This window comes from Acinetobacter sp. UBA991, assembly GCF_002292065.1.
In the GTDB taxonomy this organism is placed as follows: domain Bacteria; phylum Pseudomonadota; class Gammaproteobacteria; order Pseudomonadales; family Moraxellaceae; genus Acinetobacter; species Acinetobacter higginsii.
The window spans coordinates 1-23,525 of record NZ_DBBF01000028.1; the positions used below are offsets into that span (position 1 = coordinate 1).

Annotated in this window: 24 protein-coding genes; 10 read left to right on the top strand and 14 right to left on the bottom strand. The window is 41.9% G+C overall.

All coding sequences use genetic code 11. The annotated features are described in order from the left end of the window. Positions 1–128 precede the first annotated feature (128 nt). The 3 genes from B2727_RS13040 (at position 129) to cysK (ending at position 2,484) form a co-directional block, all read left to right on the top strand. Positions 129–671: a GNAT family N-acetyltransferase gene (locus B2727_RS13040; RefSeq protein ID WP_033133894.1), complete on the top strand. Its 543-nt coding sequence runs from the start codon at positions 129–131 to the stop codon at positions 669–671. A 98-nt stretch (positions 672–769) separates the two neighbouring features. Then, the gene (locus tag B2727_RS13045) at positions 770–1,354 is read left to right on the top strand and encodes a hypothetical protein (RefSeq protein ID WP_033133895.1); all 585 of its coding nucleotides are present in this window, start codon (positions 770–772) and stop codon (positions 1,352–1,354) included. A gap of 128 nt (positions 1,355–1,482) precedes the next feature. Further along, positions 1,483–2,484, top strand: coding sequence for a cysteine synthase A (gene cysK, locus B2727_RS13050; protein ID WP_033133896.1), 1,002 nt, complete (start codon positions 1,483–1,485; stop codon positions 2,482–2,484). 56 nt (positions 2,485–2,540) lie between these two features. On the opposite strand, the gene B2727_RS13055 is transcribed toward cysK, so the two are convergent. The 5 genes from B2727_RS13055 to B2727_RS13075 form a co-directional block, all read right to left on the bottom strand. Then, complete coding sequence (locus tag B2727_RS13055) at positions 2,541–3,059, bottom strand: lytic transglycosylase domain-containing protein (RefSeq protein WP_033133936.1); 519 nt, start codon at positions 3,057–3,059, stop codon at positions 2,541–2,543. A 360-nt stretch (positions 3,060–3,419) separates the two neighbouring features. Further along, positions 3,420–3,983 carry a lytic transglycosylase domain-containing protein gene (locus B2727_RS13060; protein ID WP_004802034.1) on the bottom strand — a complete coding sequence of 188 codons (564 nt, stop codon included), beginning with the start codon at positions 3,981–3,983 and terminating at the stop codon, positions 3,420–3,422. A gap of 315 nt (positions 3,984–4,298) precedes the next feature. Further along, positions 4,299–4,517: a DUF2798 domain-containing protein gene (locus B2727_RS13065; protein WP_004656444.1), complete on the bottom strand. Its 219-nt coding sequence runs from the start codon at positions 4,515–4,517 to the stop codon at positions 4,299–4,301. Continuing rightward, positions 4,514–5,089, bottom strand: a complete 576-nt coding sequence (locus tag B2727_RS13070) for a flavodoxin family protein (protein WP_033133897.1) — start codon at positions 5,087–5,089, stop codon at positions 4,514–4,516. Before B2727_RS13070 ends, B2727_RS13065 begins: the two co-directional genes overlap by 4 nt. An 11-nt stretch (positions 5,090–5,100) precedes the next feature. Continuing rightward, positions 5,101–5,592 (bottom strand): DUF2938 domain-containing protein, encoded by a 492-nt coding sequence (locus B2727_RS13075; RefSeq protein WP_033133898.1) that lies wholly within the window; start codon positions 5,590–5,592, stop codon positions 5,101–5,103. Positions 5,593–5,673: 81 nt separating this feature from the next. Between B2727_RS13075 and B2727_RS13080 the strand changes: the two genes are divergently transcribed. The 6 genes from B2727_RS13080 to B2727_RS13105 all read left to right on the top strand — a co-directional run bounded on the left by B2727_RS13080 (position 5,674) and on the right by B2727_RS13105 (position 12,806). Then, positions 5,674–6,081 (top strand): helix-turn-helix domain-containing protein, encoded by a 408-nt coding sequence (locus B2727_RS13080; RefSeq protein ID WP_033133899.1) that lies wholly within the window; start codon positions 5,674–5,676, stop codon positions 6,079–6,081. A 150-nt stretch (positions 6,082–6,231) separates the two neighbouring features. Next, positions 6,232–7,488: an esterase-like activity of phytase family protein gene (locus B2727_RS13085; protein ID WP_162180589.1), complete on the top strand. Its 1,257-nt coding sequence runs from the start codon at positions 6,232–6,234 to the stop codon at positions 7,486–7,488. 78 nt (positions 7,489–7,566) lie between these two features. Continuing rightward, the gene (locus B2727_RS13090) at positions 7,567–8,790 is read left to right on the top strand and encodes an MFS transporter (protein ID WP_033133901.1); all 1,224 of its coding nucleotides are present in this window, start codon (positions 7,567–7,569) and stop codon (positions 8,788–8,790) included. Positions 8,791–8,874: 84 nt separating this feature from the next. After that, positions 8,875–9,384 carry a hypothetical protein gene (locus B2727_RS13095; protein ID WP_033133902.1) on the top strand — a complete coding sequence of 170 codons (510 nt, stop codon included), beginning with the start codon at positions 8,875–8,877 and terminating at the stop codon, positions 9,382–9,384. Between the two features lie 192 nt (positions 9,385–9,576). Continuing rightward, positions 9,577–11,958: a YgiQ family radical SAM protein gene (locus B2727_RS13100; protein ID WP_004802047.1), complete on the top strand. Its 2,382-nt coding sequence runs from the start codon at positions 9,577–9,579 to the stop codon at positions 11,956–11,958. 305 nt (positions 11,959–12,263) lie between these two features. Continuing rightward, positions 12,264–12,806 carry a DUF2726 domain-containing protein gene (locus tag B2727_RS13105; RefSeq protein WP_004802049.1) on the top strand — a complete coding sequence of 181 codons (543 nt, stop codon included), beginning with the start codon at positions 12,264–12,266 and terminating at the stop codon, positions 12,804–12,806. Here B2727_RS13105 and B2727_RS13110 read toward each other — a convergent pair. The 8 genes from B2727_RS13110 to mdtD form a co-directional block, all read right to left on the bottom strand. Beyond that, entirely contained in the window at positions 12,803–13,159 is a 357-nt protein-coding gene (locus B2727_RS13110; protein WP_005200652.1) for a RidA family protein, read from the bottom strand. The two genes, B2727_RS13105 and B2727_RS13110, sit on opposite strands and share 4 nt — an antisense overlap. A 74-nt stretch (positions 13,160–13,233) precedes the next feature. Continuing rightward, entirely contained in the window at positions 13,234–13,437 is a 204-nt protein-coding gene (locus B2727_RS13115; RefSeq protein ID WP_005163235.1) for a hypothetical protein, read from the bottom strand. 68 nt (positions 13,438–13,505) lie between these two features. Beyond that, positions 13,506–14,894 (bottom strand): cell envelope integrity protein CreD, encoded by a 1,389-nt coding sequence (gene creD, locus B2727_RS13120; protein WP_033133903.1) that lies wholly within the window; start codon positions 14,892–14,894, stop codon positions 13,506–13,508. Positions 14,895–14,969: 75 nt separating this feature from the next. Then, a complete protein-coding gene (gene creC / locus B2727_RS13125) occupies positions 14,970–16,436 on the bottom strand; it encodes a two-component system sensor histidine kinase CreC (protein ID WP_033133904.1) in 1,467 nt (488 codons plus the stop codon). Between the two features lie 3 nt (positions 16,437–16,439). Continuing rightward, on the bottom strand, positions 16,440–17,159 hold the full coding sequence (gene creB, locus B2727_RS13130; protein WP_005200645.1) for a two-component system response regulator CreB: 720 nt from the start codon (positions 17,157–17,159) through the stop codon (positions 16,440–16,442). A 300-nt stretch (positions 17,160–17,459) separates the two neighbouring features. Next, the gene (gene dinB / locus B2727_RS13135; protein WP_005200644.1) at positions 17,460–18,527 is read right to left on the bottom strand and encodes a DNA polymerase IV; all 1,068 of its coding nucleotides are present in this window, start codon (positions 18,525–18,527) and stop codon (positions 17,460–17,462) included. Beyond that, the gene (locus B2727_RS13140; protein WP_033133905.1) at positions 18,517–19,278 is read right to left on the bottom strand and encodes a GH25 family lysozyme; all 762 of its coding nucleotides are present in this window, start codon (positions 19,276–19,278) and stop codon (positions 18,517–18,519) included. Before B2727_RS13140 ends, dinB begins: the two co-directional genes overlap by 11 nt. A gap of 153 nt (positions 19,279–19,431) precedes the next feature. After that, positions 19,432–20,820, bottom strand: a complete 1,389-nt coding sequence (gene mdtD, locus B2727_RS13145; RefSeq protein ID WP_033133906.1) for a multidrug transporter subunit MdtD — start codon at positions 20,818–20,820, stop codon at positions 19,432–19,434. 164 nt (positions 20,821–20,984) lie between these two features. On the opposite strand from mdtD, the gene B2727_RS13150 reads away from it, so the two are divergent. Beyond that, positions 20,985–22,772 carry a choice-of-anchor I family protein gene (locus B2727_RS13150; protein ID WP_033133907.1) on the top strand — a complete coding sequence of 596 codons (1,788 nt, stop codon included), beginning with the start codon at positions 20,985–20,987 and terminating at the stop codon, positions 22,770–22,772. Between the two features lie 55 nt (positions 22,773–22,827). On the opposite strand, the gene B2727_RS13155 is transcribed toward B2727_RS13150, so the two are convergent. Continuing rightward, positions 22,828–23,451: a TIGR00730 family Rossman fold protein gene (locus tag B2727_RS13155; RefSeq protein WP_033133908.1), complete on the bottom strand. Its 624-nt coding sequence runs from the start codon at positions 23,449–23,451 to the stop codon at positions 22,828–22,830. Positions 23,452–23,525 lie beyond the last annotated feature (74 nt).

Sequence of the window (23,525 nt, forward strand, 5' to 3'; positions counted from 1 at the left end):
CGTTGGGGGTGTTTTTTATTGGGAAAAATTTTATATATTCAATTATTCTCACCAGATTTGACTAAAAAGTCTTCATACTCTCCCTTTCCTTGCTTAAGATATAAACAATTTGAATCGAGCATCAGTTCATGCAGTTTAAAATTATCGCCGCTCAAGATTTGGATAGACTACAGCGACAACAGATTGCTGAGTTATGTTTTACAGCTTTTGATGAAGATCCTTGGAGTCAGTATGCCTTCATGCAAACAGCTTCTCATTTAATCTGTATATTGGATGAAAAGATTGTATCGCACGCTCTATGGACGGATCGAATGTTCATTGTTAATGACAATATCAGTGTAAAAACTGCTTATGTTGAATATGTGACGACTGATGAAATGATGCGGGGGAAGGGGCTAGCATCACAGTTATTAAGATATTTGATCGATGCTTTAACGACTTGGGGTTATGAACTTGCTGCATTACAGCCCGAAGATGATGCATTCTATAAAAAACTAGGCTGGATTTCTTGGTTGGGGGATTTATATATCAAACAAAATAGCTCTACTTATTTGACAGATGAGAATGAAATTCTGCTGTATCCATTGAGTGTTAAGCTGAAAGAATTACTATCACATCATACAGCTGATGATGCGATTTGCACGGATTGGCGAGAGGGAGAGCTTTGGTAGTTCTAGCTATATTTTAATGCTAATTGTTTGATTTTAAATGTATATTAAGTAAGGAATTATGATAATTACTATTTGAGATTGTTAGCCTAGGAGATGCTATGGAGTTTATAAGTACCTATGGTAAGGAAATAGTTTCTTTATTAGTACCATTTATTACTTGGTTTCTGAATGTGGGGATAAAGCCTAAAGCAAAATTAATTTGGACAAATCCTCATGCATTTGTTTTCCTTGTACAAGAACCTTTGAAGGATGCTGAGGGTAATATTTTAAAGCCGATGCAAAGAGTTGAGACAGCATCAATCAAAGTTATAAATACTGGAAGAGATACTGCAAATAAAATTGAATTAATTTTTAATTGGCAGCCCCAGCATATCAATTCTTGGCCTGTTCGCTCTTATGAACAAAAGATAGCCCAAGATGGTCGCTGTACTTTAATATTTGATAACCTATCACCGAAGAAAGAGATAGGAATTGAAATAATGGGCATAAATGTTGACCTTCCTGCTTTACTTCTAGTTCGTAGCGCTGAATGTACTGCTAAAAATGTAGCTTTGAGTTGGTTCCAATCTGTACCGAATTGGAGAATTAATTTAGTTCGTGGATTAATTCTAATTGGTTTTAGCACAACAATTTATTGGGTTATCTCTTTAATTCAGTTTCTTGTTTTAAAGACACCACATTAAATCATTAGTTAGAATAACTAATGATTTGAATAAGGCGAATTTGTTTCAGGATAATTGAATTTTGTAGTAACTCTTATTTATATGCCTATAATGATTGAGAATCATTCCAAATCTAATAAGGAAATAACATGTCAACCGATCAGCAATTTCCAACACCTGCCAATCTAGGTATCGCAGTTTATTCAAATAATGCTGAAGCCATTGGTAACACACCTTTAGTTCGGATCAATCGCCTCATCAAAACCGGTGCAACGGTACTGGCAAAAGTAGAAAGCCGGAACCCTGCATTTTCAGTGAAATGTCGTATTGGTGCAGCGTTGATTGCAGATGCGGAAAAACGTGGTGTACTGAAAGCAGGCATGCAGATTGTTGAGCCAACCAGTGGCAATACAGGGATTGCTTTGGCATTCGTCGCAGCGGCAAAAGGTTATCCAATTACTTTAACCATGCCTGCCAGTATGAGTCTAGAGCGTCGAAAAGTACTAAAAGCTTTAGGCGCAGATCTAGTGCTGACCGATCCTGCCAAAGGTATGAAAGGTGCGGTAGATGAGGCTGTTCGTTTAGCCACTGAAAATCCAGAACTATATTTCTTGCCGCAACAATTTGAAAATCCAGCCAACCCACAAATTCATACAGACACCACTGGCCCTGAAATTTGGCAAGCGACCAATGGTCAAGTGGATATCTTGGTTGCTGGTGTAGGAACTGGTGGTACCATTACGGGTATTTCACGTTATTTTGAGCAAGTTCAAAATAAACCACTGTATTCAGTTGCGGTTGAACCTGCTGAATCACCAATCATCACGCAAACCAAGCGCGGTGAAAGCATTACACCTGCACCACATAAAATTCAGGGAATTGGTGCAAACTTTATTCCTAAGAACTTAGACTTGGATCTAGTTGATGAAGTGCTGCCAGTGAATAGCGCAGCTGCTATTGAGTGGGCAAGAAAATGCGCAACCCAAGAAGGCATTTTAGTTGGTATTTCAAGTGGTGCAGCATTAGCGGCAGCAGCGCAAATTGCTGAACGTCCTGAAAATGTAGGCAAAACCATTGTGGTGATTTTACCTGATAGCGGTGAACGTTATTTATCTTCAGTCTTATTTGAAGGTTTGTTTGACGAAGCATAATTTCGTGATTCAATCAATAAAAAAACCATGCTTGAGGCATGGTTTTTTTATTGATTTTAAAGTGCTTTTTTTAAGGTTTTTTCGTGGCGTTTGACCGAGCGTGCATATTTCTTGGCTTTATGGCGCGTCCAGAAACTGCGTTCATAGCCAGTTGGTCCGACATTATAATAAGCCACGGCTTTAGACCAACTGCCAGCAGATCTATAGTAAGTCGAGAGCACATGTGCACCACAGTTAATATTGACATTCTCATCATAGAGATTGCCGGGGCAAGACTGACGCCAATGGCTGGAAATAATTTGGGTTAAACCGATTGCACCTGTTGGCGAGCGCGCTGAGCTGTTGTAATTCGATTCTTGACGGATCAGGGCCGCAAGTAGAGTCGGTGATACATCATAACGCTCAGCACTTTGAATAATTATTGGAGATAAACGATTTGCTGTGCTAGGCGAAACGGAATAGGCATTTTGCAAACCTGAGGAAAGTTGATTCGAGCGATTGGTAAAGGACCCGCTTAAACTGCTACATGCAGATAAACTGATTGCAAGCACAACAAGGCTGATCTTTAAAATGATTGAGGCAAACGGTTTGAAGGCCGTAGGTTGATCAGAAGAAGTTGATGTGATGTGCAAAACTAGAACCTGATACCAAACAGAAGTATAAGGATGGTATGCACTCAGTTTAGGCGAGTCAATAGTAGTTATTTTACGGTCATGGTTGGACTTGAGTGAGTCATAAAAAAGCCCCGACATCCTGTTGAAGCTTTTTCATCTTTGGTTGCCTGCCGCCAGTTTCTGTAAATGACTACATTCTGTATTTTTTGTTATTTTGAATGAGATATCCTGTCTTTCTATGATTTATAGATCAGTGAATCTAGCTCATTAGGTGTATTTGGCAATCATCACAGTAGTTTTAGGTTCTTGCATAATGGCGCATTAAAGGGCTTCTTTTAAACTTTGTTCATGGCGTTTGACTGAGCTGGCATAGCGTTCAGCTTGCTGACGCATATAGGGACTTCTTCTGTAACCTGTGGGGCCAACATTGTAATAGCCGAGGGCTTTTGACCAATCGCCTGTCGATTGATAGTAGTTCGCCAAGATATAAGCACCACAATTGATGTTGACATGTTCATCATATAAATCACCAGGGCAGAACTGTTGCCAAAATTTTGGGCGTACTTGGGTTAAACCCACGGCATCTGCTGAAGATCGTGCACGGGTTCTATAGCTAGACTCTTGACGAATCAGCGCGGCTAATAAATGCGGTGAGATATTGTGACGTTCAGCAGTTTGCAGAATGATTGGAGCAACCCGATTTGCGGTTGTTGGTGCTACTGAAAAAGCGTTTTGAATACCAGAAGACAATTTTTGGGAGTGATTTACCGTAGGTGCCTTGGTTGTCGTACACGCGACAGTGAAGTAAGTACTTAAAAAAATGAGACTCAATTTAGCAAAAGCAATCTGAAAGCGAGAAAAAGAAAATTTTTTGTGAATTATCATCGTGGAAAAATTTGACCGTCATCTATAAAACATGCGGATGGTAGGGAGCAAGCTGATGGGAGTCAATGTAATCTATAGGAGTAAATCGTTTAATTTTAGATATTAAGCCGAATAAGAAAGCCCCGACATCCTGTCGAGGCTTTCTCATATTTGGTTTCTTGCCGCCAACTCCTGTCAACGACCACATCCTGTGCTTGTTATTATTCTGAATGAGACATCCTGTCTCTCTATGCTTGATATATTAGTGAATCTATCTCATTCGGTATATTCGCCAATCACCACAGTCACTGTAGGCTTTTACTTACAAAGTGCAAATTAGCGTTTCTTTAGAATCCAGCCAACCAACCTTTGTGCAATTGGCGCGCAGACCAATACGCTAGGAAAGGCAAACATCCACGCCACGATCCATGCAGACATCCACATCGCAAAGAAATGATCGATAAAACCGACTGCCTTTAATGTGGTGATGCCAGAGATTAAAAAAGACATCATGCAGGATAAAATCAATGGAAATAAAAGACTTGCTGCTTTCACGTGATCATCACTCCTTGATATGCACTTAAGCTCAATGCAAAATTTTGTCCAAACAACTGAGCGGTTTTGATATCGCCAACATCAAAAGCATCTGCCGCACTGGCATGTTCAGCTTGTGCCATAAGGCCAGACCATGACCCGAGACGATTGGCCGCTTGCGTATAAGGAACACCTTGATGTTGCTCAGGTAAAATAGGATTACCGACCCATATCATACCGTGTTGCATCGAAAAGGTGAAAAGTGAAATCAGGGTAGATTGCTTATCGCCTGCAGGCAGTGAGGAAACTGTAAATCCTGCAGCTAACTTTCCTTTAAATGCTTGTTTTTTCCATAAAGGTCCTGTGGCATCCATCAACAGTTTCAATGTGCCTGACACACCACCCAAATAGGTTGGTGAACCCCAAATCAGTCCATCATAGTGACAGAGTAATTCAGGTTGTGACATTAGCTGCTCAGCGGTGAATAAATCAATTTTAATCTGTCCAACTTGTGCGGCACCGAGTTGAATCTGTTGGGCAATAAATTGAGTATGACCCTGACGGCTATGATAAATAATGGCAATAGACTTCATGGTTGAACTCCTCAGTGAAACAGTGCAAGCAATTGAGCGCTGAGATATAAACTGCAGCCAAAAATAGTGTGATTGATCAGACTTCGTAGGCAGTTGCGCAAAGGTTGTGCTGTTTTAGCTGAAGCAATGCCTGCCCCCATAGCCGGGTGCATGACGAAAAAGGGAATGAGCACTGTAATCACCCCGAAAATAAAGGCAGAGGTGAATTGTGGTTGCAACAGCCATGTCTCTCCAACAATCAGGACAAAGCTGAATGAAAAGAGAATGCCGACACTGTAATGTGCCAGCCAACCCAAGGCATATTCCTGTCGAATAGCAAGACTTTGCGCAATCGATGCATGGATGAACTTGCCCCGAAACATCCAACCGACCCAACGCCCCAGTAAGGCAAAATTTAAGCTTGGGAGGTTGAGTCTTTTTAATAGCAGTAGCCACATATCCATCATTATTGTGGCTCCTACGCCTAGGCATAGGATTTGAAATAATAGTTCCGAAGTTTCCATTTTTTCACCTTGATCTTTTTTGTATAAAACGCGATAAAGATAGTGTGCAAGTTCAAGTCAACTTGAAGTCAAGGGGTATTTATGGATATTGGAGAAGTGGCTAAACGGGCCAATGTGACTACCTCAACCTTACGCTTTTATGAGGAAAAGGGCTTAATTAGATCGATTGGTCGTCATGGCTTACGCCGACAATATAGCAAGCATGTCTTGGATCAATTGGCATTGATTGCTTTGGGGCGGGCGGCAGGTTTTTCCCTCAATGAAATTGCGCATATGTTTGGGGAGAGTGGTCAGCCCGAATTGGACCGAGCCATGCTCAATCAGAAAGCAGAGCAGCTAGAACAAATGACCCGACGTCTGCGCTTTATCAGCCAAGGACTGAGACATGCTGCGGTATGTCCCGCAGAAAATCATATGCAATGCCCAACCTTTCAAAACTTTTTAAAAGCTGCGATTGCTGGTGAATATCATCCGATCAAGCTTGCCTAAGATTGGATAGACCATAGTAAGCGCGATTCATAAAACAAAAGGTTGCGTTACATTGTCATGTTTTCGCCATAAAGACTTCATTTTATTGCAGTAAAAGCGTCATAAAAACTTGTTTTAATTTGCCTAATTTTTTACCAAATGTATAAAACCATGAACAAGAAAACTTTATTGGCCTTATTCTGCTGTAGTGCTTTGGGTTTAACGGCTTGTAATAATGATGACAATAACCAAGATCAGAATACATCGACAGACAAAGTCACAGAACCCACGCTGATTTCTTTCGCCAAGCTTCCTGTCGCAACTTATGCCGCTGGACCAGATTCAGGTAAAGCGGTGAGTGGGGCCAATGGCATCTATCCACCTTTTAAAGGACAACCTGTACAGGGCTTTTCTGCTGCCTTAAAAAATGAGGATGGCAGCTATATGGCCATGGCCGATAATGGTTTTGGCACACAGGATAACTCAGCTGATTTCTTATTACGCATTTATAAAATCAAAGCTGATTTTAAAACCAAGAGTAAAGGTTCGGGGCAGGTTTCTGTACAAAGTTTCCTTCAATTACGTGATCCCAATAAGCGGATTCCTTTTGAGATTGTAAATGGCAATACGGCAGAACGTTTATTGACAGGGGCGGATTTTGATCCTGAATCAATGCAACGTGCGCCAGATGGTACTTATTGGATTGGTGATGAATTTGGCCCATTTTTACTACATTTCTCAGCCGATGGTGTGTTACTCGATGCACCGATTGCTTTGCCCAATCCATTTAATCCGAGCCAAGAATTACGCTCTCCGCAAAACCAGCTGAATAAAGCCAATATCAATTATGTGGAGCCATTGGTGGGGCGCAGTAGTGGTTTTGAAGGCATGGCAATTTCACCTGATGGCAAATATCTGTATCCGCTACTGGAAAAGCCATTGCTGAATGACTCGACAGGTAGGCTGCTGATCTCTCAATTTGATCTTCAGAAGAAAGCCTATACGGGTGTTTATTATTGGTTCGTACTAGATAGTAAAGCCACCAATATTGGCGACTTCCAACTGTTTAATGACAAAGAAGGCATCATTATTGAGCGCGATGTGAGTCAAAATAATCTCGGTGGCCATAAGAAACTGATTCGAATTAAATTCAATGAGCCGAAGCAGGTGGTGGCACGCGAAGACTTGGTCGACTTAATGAAAATTGCCAATCCAAATGGGCTGTATGGCACAGCGCGTGAGGGAGATATTGGTACAGGCAAGGTGTTTGCCTTCCCTTTTGAAACCATTGAAGATGTGATTATTGAAAATGGCACGACTTTGACAGTATTGAATGACAATAATTTCCCTGGTTCATCAGGACGCAATGCCAAACTCGCCGATGATAATGAGATCATTCAGATTCGCCTGCCTAAAGCATTATTTTAAACATTTGATAAAAATGGCCGAAATGATCATTCCGCATTTCGGTCGAAGGCGTATACTGATCGGGCATAAGGAGTCCTCATGTCTGAATCAGTGCTGCGCCCAACCCATATTGAATATGGTTCGAAATCGTTTACTGCGATTTTATGGTCATTGTTCTTTGCTGGTTTCGCGTCATTTTCCTCGTTGTACTGTGTACAGCCGATGATGCCGATCTTTGCAGAATTCTTTCATGTCACTCCGACCCACAGTAGTTTTCCGCTGTCTTTTTCTACCATTGCACTGGCTATTGGCCTATTGTTCACGGGCTTTATTTCCGATCGATTCGGGCGTAAACCCATCATGGTGTTTGCCTTATTTCTGGTCTCGATTTTATTACTGATTAGTGCTTCTTTTCCAATCTGGGAAATTTTTCTAAGTACCCGTGTTTTGATTGGTCTAGCTGTTAGCGGTGTTGCTGCGGTAGCGATGACTTATATCGGAGAGGAGATTGCGCAGAAGGATATCGGTTTTGCCATGGGGCTGTATATCTCAGGTACCGCGATTGGCGGAATGGGTGGGCGTCTGATTGCAGGTGTTTTGGTTGATTTTATTTCTTGGCAATCGGCAACTTATATTATTGGTTTTCTGAATTTTGTGATTGCCTGCTTATTCTATCTGTTATTACCCAAATCACAGCATTTCAAACCATTTCCATTCCGATTTTCACGTTTTAAAGCAGCCTTTGAGCAAAATCTAAAAGACCCGAAATTACGCATTTTATTTGCCCAAGGTTTTATTCTAATGGGCTGCTTAGTCACGGTCTTTAACTATATTAGTTACCACTTATTAGAAGCCCCGTTTCATCTATCTCAAACATGGATCGGTCTGATTTCAATTGCTTATCTGGCAGGCATTTATAGTTCACCCAAAGCCGCGCAATGGGGCTTTAAATATGGGCGCGATAAAGTATTGCCAGTTTTACTGGTGATGATGATTATCGGCCTATTGATTACCTTGATTCCATCGCTCTGGACTATCTTACTGGGCCTCACAATTTTTACCTTTTCTTTTTTTGCGGCACATTCGACAGCCAGCAGTTGGGTTTCGGTTCAAGCTGTTCAGTATCGGGCAGTCGCGTCTTCACTCTATTTATTTTGCTATTACATCGGCTCAAGTTTACTTGGCAGTAGTGGCGGGTTGGTTTGGGAACGTTTTGGATGGGGTGGAATTAATTTGAGTGTCGCTGTGGTCTTAGTGATCGGTTTTGTGCTTGCGATATGCTTAATGAAGAATGAAAATAAAACGACAAATAAAGTCGCATAAACTTGATAAAAGTTCTGAAGATTTAGTAACTTAAATAAGCACCTATTTGGGTGTAGAGATAATATTAAAATTGGGGAAAATAATATGGAATTACATAGTCGTGTTTATTATAAACATCCTGATTCAACAATCATGGGGCAATTAGAAGTTTTATTTACAACACATCATGGAGATGAAGAAAAGTTCATTCAAACGGCTTTGCTAATTAATCCACAAGCAGATGAGATTATTCAAGAGCTGGTTGATTTGATCGATTCGATTGAACACGATCTTACACCAGAGACACTGCACTATGTTGATGGGTTTGCTGTGCTAGATTTTACCCATGGCTCAAATGGTGATGAAAACATTGAAAATATTTTATTATTTTTAAAAAGAGTATTACCTGATATTCATGCACAAGCTTGGGGCTGTGGTGATGATGATCCATGGGAGTTTTGGTTCAAATTTAATGGCGATGAGCTCATCCGTGAAGATGATGAACCTTTTAATGATCCTGATGAAGATGAAGAAATTAAAGCTTCTATTTATATGTGGTGGCATCAAGATTTACCTTCTGAAATTAAAGAAGGTTTCTTGAACGAAAAGGAATAATTATCATCATCTTATGACGCAGTTTCCTCAATAAGTTACAAATACTTTTTGGGGAAATGTCATTGTTTGTTTTTTGATCTATAAAAATGAATGAAATTCATGTTAAAATGATCGGCTTTCATTTTAGGGGTTAAAATACCAACAGCCCTTATAAATGTCTCTCCTTCATCTGCTAGCCGAGATTCGCAAGCTATGTCTACTGCCTATACCATGCAGACTGCGCCTAAAGCGCTGTTTGATTACGACAAATATTGGGCGTCGTGTTTTGAACCCGCACCATTTTTGCCGATGTCACGAGAAGAAATGGATCTACTCGGCTGGGATGCATGTGACTTTATTTTAGTTTGTGGCGATGCTTATATTGACCATCCATCTTTTGTATCAGGTGTGATTGGGCGAGTACTTGAAGCACAAGGCTTCCGTGTCGGAATCATTGCGCAACCTGATTGGACCAATGTCGAGAGCTTCCGCGTTTTAGGTAAGCCAACCATTGCATGGGGTGTGACTGCAGGGAATATGGATTCAATGATCAACCGTTATACGGCAGATCGTAAAATCCGCTCTGATGATGCGTACTCACCAAATAATGAAGCAAATAAGCGTCCAGATCGTGCAGCAACGGTTTACTGTCAGCGTTGCCGTGAGGCTTTTCCAGACGTTCCAGTCTTACTTGGTGGGATTGAAGGCAGCTTACGTCGTATCGCACATTATGACTATTGGTCAGACAAAGTTCGTCGCTCAATTTTGATGGACTCTAAAGCTGATTTGTTGATGTATGGCAATGGCGAGCGTGCCATTATTGACGTAATGCATCGTTTAGCCAAAGGTGAAAAAGTCCACGAGATTACCGATGTTCGTGGTACTGCATTTATTATCAATAAACATAATAAAAAATCGAAAGCAAAATTCGTTGAAATCGCCAGTAACGATGTTGATACCATTGGTCGTGTTGATCAAATTATCAACCCCTATGTCATGACTGAAGACATTGATGGCTGTGAAGTTGAAAAAGAAAAAGGTAACTCACTGGCACAGTATCAAAACTTCCAAAAAGAATTTGTGGCAAATCCGATCGTACGTGAAGGCGACAATCTAGATCCAGATACGCAGATCGTACAGCTGAAACCTGCACCATCAAAAGCAATTAAACATAAATTACCACCACGCGAATTGGCGGTAATCCGTTTACCTTCTTATGAAGAAGTGGCTGAGGATCAGGTGCTTTATGCACATGCCAATCGTATTTTGCATTTGGAAACCAACCCAGGTAATGCACGTGCATTGGTACAACGTCATGGTGAGCGTGATGTTTGGATCAATCCACCGCCAATTCCTCTGACCACTGAGGAAATGGACTATGTGTTTGATTTGCCTTATGCGCGCTTACCGCATCCCGCTTATGGCAATGCGCGTTTTCCAGCATTTGATATGATCAAATTCTCTGTGAATATCATGCGTGGTTGTTTTGGTGGTTGTACTTTCTGTTCGATTACCGAGCATGAAGGTCGTATTATCCAAAACCGTTCGGAAGATTCAATTTTACGTGAAATTGAAAAGATCCGTGATACTGCACCTAACTTCACTGGGATTATTTCGGACTTAGGTGGACCAACGGCAAACATGTACCGTTTGCATTGCCAAGACCCTGAAATTGAAAAGAATTGCCGTAAACCATCGTGTGTTTATCCAGGCGTTTGTCAGAACTTGCATACCGACCATGCACCTTTGGTTCAGCTTTATCGTAAAGCCCGTGAAATCAAAGGGGTGAAGAAGATTCTGATTGGTTCAGGTCTACGTTATGATCTTGCAGTCCTAAACCCTGAATATGTGAAAGAATTGGTTCAGCACCATGTCGGTGGTTATCTTAAAATTGCGCCTGAGCATACCGAAAATGGCCCATTATCCAAGATGATGAAACCAGGTATCGGGACTTATGATCGCTTTAAGCAAATGTTTGAGCGTTTCAGTAAGGAAGCAGGTAAGGAACAGTATTTAATTCCATACTTTATTGCCGCACATCCAGGTACTACCGATTACGACATGATGAATCTGGCGATTTGGTTGAAGAAAAATGGCTTCCGTGCCGATCAGGTACAGACCTTCTATCCATCGCCAATGGCAACGGCAACCACAATGTATTACTCAGGCAAAAATCCATTGTCTAAAGTGGCACGTTATACGGAAAATGTGGATATCGTGAAAGGCGAAAAGCGTCGTCGTCTGCATAAGGCATTCTTACGCTATCACGATCCAAACAACTGGCCTTTATTACGTGAAGCCTTGAAAGAGATGGGGCGTGTAGATTTAATCGGAAATTCAAAGCAGCATTTGATTCCAACTTATCAGCCACAAGGTACTGCTGAAGGTGAATATAAATCGGCACGTAAGAAGAATTCATCTGTCGCAGGGGATTCTGCAAAACGTGGTCAAGGTCAGTCTCGTTCACCGTCAGCTCAGCAACGTCCGCAAAAAGGGCAGCTATTAACGCAACATAATGGTTTACCGCCACGTGAAACGGGTGAGAAAAGACCATTTTCAGGAAAACCAAAGTCTAAAACCAAAGCACCTCGTTAATTGGGTATTGAAGAGGGCATGAGAGCGTTCATGCCTTCTTTTTTATGCCTAAATTATTATGTGATCACAATTTGATCGTAAAACTATCGCCCATAGAAACATAAACTGACAATAACGACTTGAATCTTGGCAAACGAATGATTATAAATAAAGTGCAGAGGGCTATTACGACTTTGGTCGTCTAGGAAAACACGATTAAAAAACTTAAGTTTGCACTGCAAAATGACTTTGCTATCGATGTTCTTGATTAAAAAAATTGGCATAAAGCCAAATGATTATAAAAAATCTAAAGGGATTAGTTAGAAATGTATTATTTTATAACAACAGTTGGGTTGCTGTTAATCACAGCACTTGCACTTCGTCGCTTACAACAAAATAGGCGTCAGGACAGTCCATTAAAACGCCGTGGTATTTTAAATATTGCGGAGCAAATTACTTTGATGCGTTTACAAGCTGTATTACCACGTCATACCGTGTTGGCGCATGTGTCTTTTGATGCTTTACTGACTACTAAATTTGCACACACACGTCGTAAGTATCAAGGTTTAGTCGCAGATTTCGTCATTTTAGATCAGCAACATCAAGTGCTTGCGATTATTGAGATTGCAGACGAATCTTATGTGAACCGTCTGCATCAAAAGCATTATCAAGATAGCTTACTTGAATTGGCAGGCTATCGTGTACTGCGTTATAGCAGCATTCCGACTGAACAGGAGCTCAGAGAGGATTTAGTGCCTGATTTGTTTGAGCCTACCGCTATTTCAGCGGCAGGTACCTCAGCATCAATGTCGCTGCCTAAAGCAGATCGAATGATGAAATATAATGAATTCGCATTTAAATCTTATTAATTTGGGCGAACCGCAGTGACTGTCATTTCAACCAAAACATCAGGTGTGTAGAGTTTAGATTCGACACAGGTACGTGCTGGGGGATGTCCCTCAGCAATCCATGCATCCCATACTGCATTCATGGCTGCATAATCTTTTTCGATGTCTTTTAAAAAGATCAGTACAGATAAAATATGGGTTTTATCTGTACCTGCTTCTGCCAATAAACGATCAATATTATCTAAGGTCTGCTGTGTCTGTGCGGTTACATCAACGCTGGTGTCATCCGCCAATTGGCCGGCTAAATGAACAAGATTTCCTGAAATTGCAACTTCGCAATAACGTGATGTGACATGAAGGCGTTGCACAGACATAGTGATTCCCTAATTGAAAAGTATAGTGAGGATTGTACTTGATGCCATTCAGCTGCAATGTAATTTTCTATAAATCAGGCGAAAAAAGTTTCTATTTCCATTAAGTTACGATGTTTGAAAATCAAAATGCAGCGTTGTTGTGGGCAAATAATAATATTTCCCAGATTCAAAAATTGGATTTTGGCTTGTCGTAATTGATTCAGACAGCTTGCAATCGAGCTATGCAAAGGGCATAGCTGTTTAAGTTGCTTTAACGCTAAATAAGTTGTTTGGTACATGGTTTTATTCCTCATCAATATAAATGAAAAAGGGGCAAAGACATTACACTTCACCCTTATATATTTTTTTATTGGCTTGGTTGTTCGGATTGGTACCAATTGACATGACGGGTGATGAACATGACACAGGCAATCAGAATAAAGGACAGGATCGAACCGAATAAGAAGGTCTTGCCACTGGATTGTAGTAATAGATACATCATGCTGTAGAGCACACCGAGTAGAATCCCGAAGAACAACGCAGGCTTAATCCCTTTCACGACGAAGTATAAGTACCACGTAATCAGACCGACGCAGGCGCAGGCCGCAACCAAATAAGCCAATGCAAAGGCATAATATTCACTGATTGAAAGTAACAACACGAAGAACACACCTTGTGCTATTGCAACCAAGGCATATTGCACAGGATGGATTTTAAGTTGTTTTAAAACCTCAAACAGAAAGAAGCAACCAAAGGTGATGATGATTACCATCACACCGTATTTAATGGCACGATCGGTTTGGGTATAGATATTGACGGGCTCTAGGAATTGCGTCGAAATGCCTGAAATATTGGATGGGGTACGGCTATCATAAGCCGCTTCTGCGGGTGCATGTTCTGTATTTAAGACCTGATAGAAGCACTGGCTATTTTCGCACAATGACACATTTTCTAAATTACGTTTACCCAGTGCGATATTTTTCCAGTTCGCTTGGAATTGGCGTTTTTCACTGGATTTTTTAAAGGGTAGGCTTTGCCCATCATATTTAACATCGCCCCAGTTACCTGTGGCTTGATAGGTCATTTCATAACTGGTCGGAATGAAGCTGAATTCACTGAGTCCTTCAAGCTCGAATTGCAGGCCAAACTTAAAACCCTGTTGGAACTTTTGCACCAGTTCAGGGTACTGCTTCGCTGTCAGATGCATCAGGTCAAAACCGCGTTGTCCTTGGCTTTGTTCTGAAAAGTCGAATTTATAGGCCTTGCCATCAATATTGAAGATTGGTTTGGCATTCAGCCCACGCGCATCTTGGATTGGGAAAATAATTTCAGCCTGTTCCCATCGATAATCACGTTTTGCCTCGTTATCGATGGCCTTGAATGTACCTTTACCGGACATCGAGTTCTGATAGCTGATTGCTTTATAGTTATTGCGCTTATAAGTGCTGTCCGAAACCTTAAATTGTGCATTCCAGTCGGTCGTTTCAGCCCCGATAGCGACAAATAGGGTTTGTGTACAGGGATAACTCTTCTTCTGCTCATCGGTGCAGGTGGTTTGCACTTGGTAGGGCAGTTTTAAATAAGGTGCAACGATTTGTTGTGGACGAATTTGTTCGTTGGCGATGTCATGAATGACTTGTTGTTGATAGCTTTGGCGTTCTGAGACCAAGCTCGAAATAAAAAACAAACCAATATAAAAAATCAAAATCAGGAACAGAATGGCTCCGATTTTAAGATTGATAAAATTGCGACGCATATGAAATTCCATGGTCATTAGGATATGACCAGTATCTATATGCGAGATGCGCTTCGGATGAGTTCGGTTTGAAGCTTAAGTGAAGTTTGTGTGAAGTATGAGGGTCAAGAGCACACCAGATTGATGGGTTGCTAAGAAGTCGAGGCGATTCGCTTCAATATTCTGGATATTAATCTGACCGTGGTGCTGCTGAATAATCTGTTTGACGATACTGAGTCCAATGCCGGTACTGCGTTGCTGATTATGCGGACGAGGCAGTGAAAAATAGGTTTCAAATACACGATTTAAGGCGTATTCAGGAATCGCATCGCCCTCATTAAAAAACAACAAAGTGATGCTTTGATGGCTTGGGTCTTGCTGAACTTGAACTGCGATTTTCCCCTGTGGCGGGCAGAAATCTCTGGCGTTATCTAAGAGATTATTCAGCGCTTGTTTCAGCCAAAATGGATCGGCATGGATCAAACAGTGTTGGGGCAGATCAAGTTGTATTTGGATCTGTTTCAGTTGCAAAGCACTATGTTGTTGCTGAAAGCATTGTTGAATGAGTTCGTTCAGGTCTAAGTTTTGAAACTCTAAAACATGTTGATTTTTTTCGAGTCGTGTTAATAACAACATTCGTTCAATCAAGGATTGCAAACGCTGGCTTTGCTGGACGATATGATGGGCAAACTGTTGCTGATCAGCTAGAGGGATATCATCTTGTAATAGTTCAGCGCTGGCTTGAATCGCGGTGAGGGGGCTTTTGAGTTCATGGGTGAGTGTATTGACATACTTCTCCACATAGCCACGATCTTCCAGTTTTTCCCGCATTTCGCTCAGTGCTTGAGTCACTTGGTTGAGTTCTTTAGCGGAATAAAAGAAAGGTGCCTGATTTACTGGTGCCAAAGCCTGTGCATAGCGTCGAACGCGATCAATACTGTGTCTTAGCCAATACGCCACCATGCTCGCCAATAATAAGCTCAGTGCTGCGATCCATAAGGATTGATAAATTAATTGCTGTTCGGCGCGCTCGATATAAGGTTGTACCGACTGATTTGGTTTACCAATACTGACCACACCAAGCAATTGTTGTTGGTAAATAATCGGCGCTGCAATATGCATGACACTGCTATTGCGGTCATAGGGATTGGTTGCCGTTGAACGTGCGCCGTATTTGCCGCGTAGCGTTAAGTAGACATCATTCCATTTTGAATAGTCCTGTCCTACAGCTGGCCCTTCAGAATCATAAATCACGATGCCTTTGGGATCGGTAATGTACAGTTGCTGATTAATCTGTTCTTTGCGGTGCTGCCAAATGGTGGCATTCAGTTGACGGGACAAAGCTGCCTGAATTTTTTGATCAAATTCGGGCGTATCCACCTGATGTTGATAGACATCTTCCGCAATCAGTTGGGCAATAATATTGGCGTTTTCAGCGAGGGTGTCTTCAACCACTTGTCGTACATTGGGTTTCACTTGTTGAGTCAGGGTATAGGCGATAAAGCCTAGACTGAGTACCACCACCAAGCTAAAGAAAAACCAGATACGGACAAAGATAGACATGCTTTAGCTCAACTTTATCAAACTATAGCCAAAGCCACGATGAGTACGAATCGGATCATCATGTGGAGTAATCTGTCTGAGCTTTTGCCTTAAACTCTTGATATGCGTGTCGACAGTACGTTCCAAACTATGTTCAGGATGTTCCCAAATATGATCCATCAGTTGTTGGCGGCTAAACACCTGTTCTGGATGCTGAATTAGTAAAAATAACAAGCGGTATTCATAGCGAGTCAGTTGTAGTACTTGTTGATGATAATGAATCTGTAAAGCTTGTGGATTGCATGACCAAGTTGCCGATTGCACAATAACGTCAGTTTTCGTCGCTGCTACAGAGGCTGTAACAGGCTGAGCTTGCGCTTCCATTCTGCGCCAAATCGCTTTGATTCTTGCCACAATTTCTCGTGCGCTAAAGGGCTTGCTGCAATAATCATCCGCCCCAATTTCGAGACCAACCACTCGGTCAATTTCATCATCACGGGCTGTTAAAAACAGTAAAGGGGTTTGATCTTTTTGACGTAATTGTTTGCAGACTTCGAAACCATTCAGATCAGGGAGTCCGACATCTAAAATAATAAAATCAAAGGATTGTTGCGTCAGTAATTGCAGTGCCTGTGTTCCTGTATTGGCCCAACTGACTTGCCAACCTTCACGCTCAAGCGCATAACGTAGCGGCAGGACAATGGCGGCTTCATCTTCAACACAAAGAATTTGTTTTTGCTTCATAAGGCATGTACATACAGAATTTTCTAGTTTTATCTGTTGAGTTTAACTGAAGTTATGAGTGTAGTGGGAATATAGAATTTTTTATAGGAACAAGAGGATAGCGAAAGAAGACCTGAAGTGCCCTGTAATCTTCGGATTTGATCGTCACGCCAACCACAGGAGCAGATGCTAAAAGTGAGGTTTTCTTTAGCAAAGCAAATAACAAGGATAATGTTACTGCGTTGCTTAGAGTACTGAAAACTGGATAAAAAGCAAACATAATTTTCAGCATGGATTGTGCTTTTGTGTAAAAAATCAGCACTACCACAAAGAAAGTTGTGATTCTTCTTCTAGCGCCTGTAATTGATATACCCCGACGCCGACCAGACGGAATTGGAATTCTGGGTCAATATGCATTTCATCGAGAAGTTGTAGTACCACTTGCCCCAAGTCTTGTTGTGATTGTAGTGCCTGCTTAAAGCTTTTACTGTGCTGTAAGACTTGGAAATTTTTAAGCTTGAGTTTGACGGTCACACCGCGAGCCGTTAGCTGTTTTTTATTTAAACTGCGCCAGACTTGCTCGGTCAATGGCTGCCACGCATGGCTGCATTGAGCAAGGGTGTAATCATCGTCAAAAGTAATTTCCTTGGAAATTTGCTGACGTTCTCGTTCTGCTTTGACAGGTCGGTGATCAATGCCTTGCGCATATAAATACAGCTGTTTGCCGTACTTTCCAAAATGATGAATCAGCACATTTTCGTCAATTTTTTGCAGATCGCCCAAGGTATGTAAATTCAGTTGCTGCAATCGTTCTTGGGTGACTTTGCCCACCCCAGGAATTTTATTCAAGGCTAAATCTTGAATAAAACGTAGCACCTGATTCGGTTTAATCACAAATAAACCATTGGGTTTGTTCCAATCCGAGGCAATTTTTGCCAAGAACTTATTCGGTGCCACGCCTGCGGAAGCGGTCAGTCCTGTGATTGCAAAAATATCAGCACGGATCTGTGTAGCGACTTCGGTGGCACTGGCAATATTCTTTAAGTTTTCAGTCACGTCCAGATAGGCTTCATCTAAGGAAAGCGGTTCAATCAAGGGCGTGTATTGCTGGAAAATCTGATGAATTTGTGCTGAAACTTCGCGGTATTTTTCAAAATTGGGTTCGATCACGATGACCTGTGGACAGAGTTTTTTGGCTTGTCCCATTGACATGGCAGAACGGAGTCCAAAGACACGGGCAGGATAAGACGCTGCTGCAATCACTGCACGAGGATGATGTGAGGAAATCACCACAGGCAAATCTTTTAGCTCTGGGCGGTCTTTGAGCTCGACTGAGGCATAAAAGGCATCCATGTCGATATGGATGATTTTGCGTAACTCATTTGGCATCTTCAATGCCTTGTGCTTTCAGAAAAATCCGCCATTGCTTTGGTGATTCGGCATAAACATTTAAATCCACGGCTTTGGGAACGCCATCGATTTTGCCTTGACTGCTATGCTGCCAAAACAGCCATTGTCGACCATCTTTGAGCTCAGGTTTACCCTCATAATCTCTGACCCATAACGGAGTGTTGTTAAAGTTTCCCATCAGGACAATATGGTAAAAGCTTTTGGAAATATAAAAAATCGGTTGTTTGCCATAATGCTGTTGTAGTTGGTCATGCATGACCTGAATTTCTTTCAGTAATTGCTCTTTGGTATAGGTGTTGATGCAGTTACTGTCATATTCCAAATCAATTACAGGCGGCAGGGCATCGGCTTTTTTCGGAACGGTCGCAATAAAATTTTCGGCTTGTATGGCGCCATCACGACACAGGCGATAGAAATGGTAAGCGCCTACATGCAGGCCACGTTCACGTGCTTTGAGCCAGTTTTCCTGAAAGTTACGATCTTTAAAATCACCGCCTTCGGTTGCTTTGAGATAGACGAATTGATATTGCATCGGCGAGATTTTTTTCCAGTTAATCTCGCCTTGATGATGAGATATATCAAAGCCGCGAATGGAATAATCCTGTGCTGATGCTTTCTGCTGATAGAACAAACCAAAGTAACTGACCACACCCAGCATGACCGCTAAACCGATACTGGCATAAGTCGGATAATGTGGTGTCGATGGAAATTTTGCAGATTTTTTTGCCATATCGTTTGTGTTATGCGGTGCCTAAGTAATAACGCGCTTGTTTATGAGTGAATTGTACAGGTTTTGCCTTGTGAAACCTGATCTGTGTCTACAATTGTGCCACACATTTGGATGCTGCATGGTGTCCCATTTGAGCAATTTTCTGGGCATCTTTTAATCTATGGTTTCTTTGGGAATTTGCCAGAACACCAAGGCGGTAATGATATTAATACAGCCGAGAGTGATCAAAGTGGCGTGAAAGGCGGTGCTAATCGAGGCACTGGAAAACTGTTGCCCAAACAGATTAATTAACGTTCCTGCCAAGGCCACCCCGATACTCATGGAAAGCATCATAATCATCGACAAGAAGCTATTGCCGCTACTGGCATCCTGTTGTGCTAAGTCTTTCAAGGTTAGCGTATTCATGCCCACGAATTGCAGTGAATTGAGCGTACCAAAGATAAACAGGTGCAACACTTTTAACCATAAAGGGGTGGTGGCAGTCATCAGAGAAAAACTGGCGATACATAAACCGACTAAAACCGTATTGGTGAGTAAGAAACGACGATAACCAACCCGTTGAATCAAGGGGCGAATAATCGGTTTGGAAAATAAGGAGCCGAGCACCAGTGGTATCATCATTAAACCGGTATAGAAAGGTTCAAAGCCAAAGGCAACTTGCAGCATCAGCGGTAAAATGAAGGGAATCGCATTACTGCCGAGGCGGGCAAAGAAATTGCCCAGTACGCCGATTGAAAAGATTTTGTAGCGAAATAGGCGACCATGAAACAGGGCATTTTGATGCGTATGCGCATGGTAGGCATAAGCGGTGGCTGCCAGCAGTCCGGAAATCAATAAAGCCACGCTGATCCAGCGGGAATATTGCGATGCTGCAATATTCTCAATGCCTAAAGACAAGCCTACCATTGCGACCATTAACAGGATAAAGCCACTTAAATCGAAGGATTTGACGCTTGGTTCTTTCTGGTTTGGCATGACTTTGAAGGTCATGATCATTCCCAAAATTCCCATCGGAATATTAATTAAAAAGATCCAGTGCCAAGTCGTTACTTCGACGAGCCAACCCCCTAAAGTTGGTCCCATCAACGGTCCAATCAAACCTGCAAGGCTCATCAGACTCATGGCAGATAGAAATTGGGAGCGTGGGATTAGTTTTAACAGTGCCAATCGGCCCACGGGCATCAGTAAGGCACCACCAACCCCTTGAATGACGCGGAAAAATAATAATTGTTCTAGGTTTTGCGACAAGCCACAGCCCAGCGAGGCCAAGCTGAAAATCACCATGGAGCTGAGGTAAATATTACGAATACCGAAGCGATCAGCCAGCCATCCACTGAGCGGAATACAGGCTGCAACGGACAGCACATAGGCCACAATGACGCCATGCATTTGCAGGGGATTTTCATTGAGTTGTACTGCCATGGCAGGAATTGCCGTGTTGACGATGGTTGTGTCTAAGGCTTGCATAAAAAAGCCAATCGAGACCAAGAGCACCAACATTCGGAATTCAGGCTGTACCGCTTGATGTGTTGTCGTTGTCATGAGCCATGATGCTTAAAAAGGCAGTTTTAGTTTAATGCAACTGTGTGTGAAATAAAGCCTAAAATTGTCAAAGAGTGGTCATGAAACTGACATTAAAGTGTCATCGAATTTGCATCACCAACGACTAGATTAGCCATACAGAATAAATTGTATGGAATTTGATCATGAAATTTAGGATTTCAGTATTATTGACAGCGTTACTGTCGGTGGGGTTAGTGGCGTGTAATGATGACAACGACAATAGTAAAACAAACACGCCAGCAGAAGTAGTTGAAACAACCCCTGAAACGATTAAGCTAAGTTTATTAGGGCGCTATGAAACCAATGTCTTTGCCAAAAGTGCTGCTGAAATTCCCGCTTATGATGCTGCGAGCAAACGTCTCTTTGTGGTCAATGCCCAGAAGGGTTTAGTCGATGTCTTAGATGCATCTAAACCTGAAAAGCCCGTCCATATTGCAGAACTTTCTGCCCGTACTTATTTAGCCAATTCGGAAGTGAACAGTGTTGCGGTTAAAAATGGAATTGTTGCAATTGTAGTCCAAGCTGAGAAGAAAACCGATACAGGGATCGTGGTATTTTTTAATGCCAAGGACTTAAGTTTTATCAGCAAAGTTGCTGTGGGTTCATTGCCCGATATGTTGACTTTTAGTCCCGATGGCAAAACTGTTTTGGTGGCCAATGAAGGCGAGCCAAACGATGACTACTCGGTTGATCCTGAAGGTTCAGTCAGCATTATCAATATCAGCAATATTCAACAACCCAAAGCTAGTGTCGCAGACTTTAAGCCGTGGAATTCACAAAAGGCGGATTTAATCGCCAAAGGTGTACGTATTTTTGGCCCCAATGCGAGTGTGGCTCAGGATTTAGAACCTGAATATATAACCATTTCTGCAGATAGCAAAACGGCTTGGGTGACATTGCAGGAAAATAATGCGATTGCTCGGATCGATATTACACAGCAGAAAGTGACGGATATTTATCCATTGGGCTATAAAGATCATGGGCAAATTGGCAATGAACTAGATGTCAGTGATAAAGACAAAAAGATTGATATCAAGACTTGGGCTGGCTTGGTCGGGATGTATCAACCTGATTCGATTGCCAATTATCAAGCAAATGGTCAAACCTATCTGGTCACTGCCAATGAAGGTGATAGCCGTGAATGGTTGAAGGATTCCAAAGCCTATTATGCGGGCGATGCCAGTAAAGGCTTTGTTGAAAATATCCGAATGAAGCATCTGTTTAACAGCAAAGGCTTTAATAAGGATGGCGATTATCCAGCACATTTACAGCAACTGGCTGCAGGGGTGAAAGGGGCAAAACTCAATCCAGTGACCTTTGCGTATTGTGGCGCCACTGCTACAACTGCGGGTACATGCCGTGATGATGCTGCATTGGGTCGTCTCAATATTGCGTGGAACATGGGTTATCAAACTAATGCAGATGGTTCAGCCAAACTAGATGCCAATGGCTTGCTCACTTATGACAAGCTCTATGCTTACGGCGCGCGTTCATTCAGTATCTGGAATACTCAAGGACAGTTGGTTTGGGACTCTGGCAGCGAGTTTGAAAAGAAAACCGCTGAATTGTTCCCGAACTATTTTAATAGTGACCATGAAGCAGTGGCTTTTGATGACCGTAGTGATAATAAAGGCCCTGAGCCTGAGGGTATTGCTATCGGCACGATTGGTCAGAAAACTTTTGCTTTTATTGGCTTAGAGCGGATGAGTGGAGTGATGGTGTATGACATCACCACACCGAATAAACCGAAATTTATTGAATATTTTACGACACGTAATTTTGTCGAAACCGATGCTGCAAAACAGGGCGATTTAGGGCCTGAAGGCTTGATCTTTATTGCTGCAAAAGATTCACCAAATGGTAAGCCTTTATTGGTGGTGGGAAATGAAGTCAGTGGTTCAACTGCGCTATATCAAGTGAATGTACAATAAGTTCTCAATATAAAAAAAGCGGATCTCCTTGATCCGCTTTTTTTATGGGTCAGTTTTAGACTTCGATATGGCTAGGTGTGTTTAAGTTTTTAATCACACTTGAAATCTGTTCCAGTGTGTCGCAAATAATCACTTTGGCGCGATGCTGTGGTGGTAAAAAGCCTTCTTCTACCGCATGATCAAGCTGTGCAATCAGGGCATCATAAAAACGATTGACGTTATAAATGATCATCGGTTTTTGGTGCTGATTGAGCTGTCCCCAAGTGGCAATTTCCAGAATTTCTTCAAAAGTTCCTAGACCGCCAGGTAGAGCAATAAATGCACTGGCACGTTCAGCCATCAGGGCTTTACGTTCATGCATACTATTGACGATATGCAGTTCAGTCAGTTTATGGTGGGCAATTTCATAATCCAACATAAACTCTGGAATCACACCGACTACTTCACCGTTATGTTCTAGTACAGTATCTGCGACCTGTCCCATTAAACCAATACTGGCACCGCCATAGACAATCCCAAAACCTTGATTGGCAATATGCTGGGCAAGTTCAATGGCTTTATCTCGATAAATAGGCTTGTTGCCTGTACGCGAACCGCAATATAACGCAATAAGGGATTGGGTGGTAATGGGAGTTGGGTTAATGCTTTTTTTCTCTGTCATTCTTAATACACTATTCATTCGTTTATTTTCACCTTATCATTTTCGCTGTGCTTGTCTAGGCTAAATCAGGTTTGTGACAGTTTTATGCACAT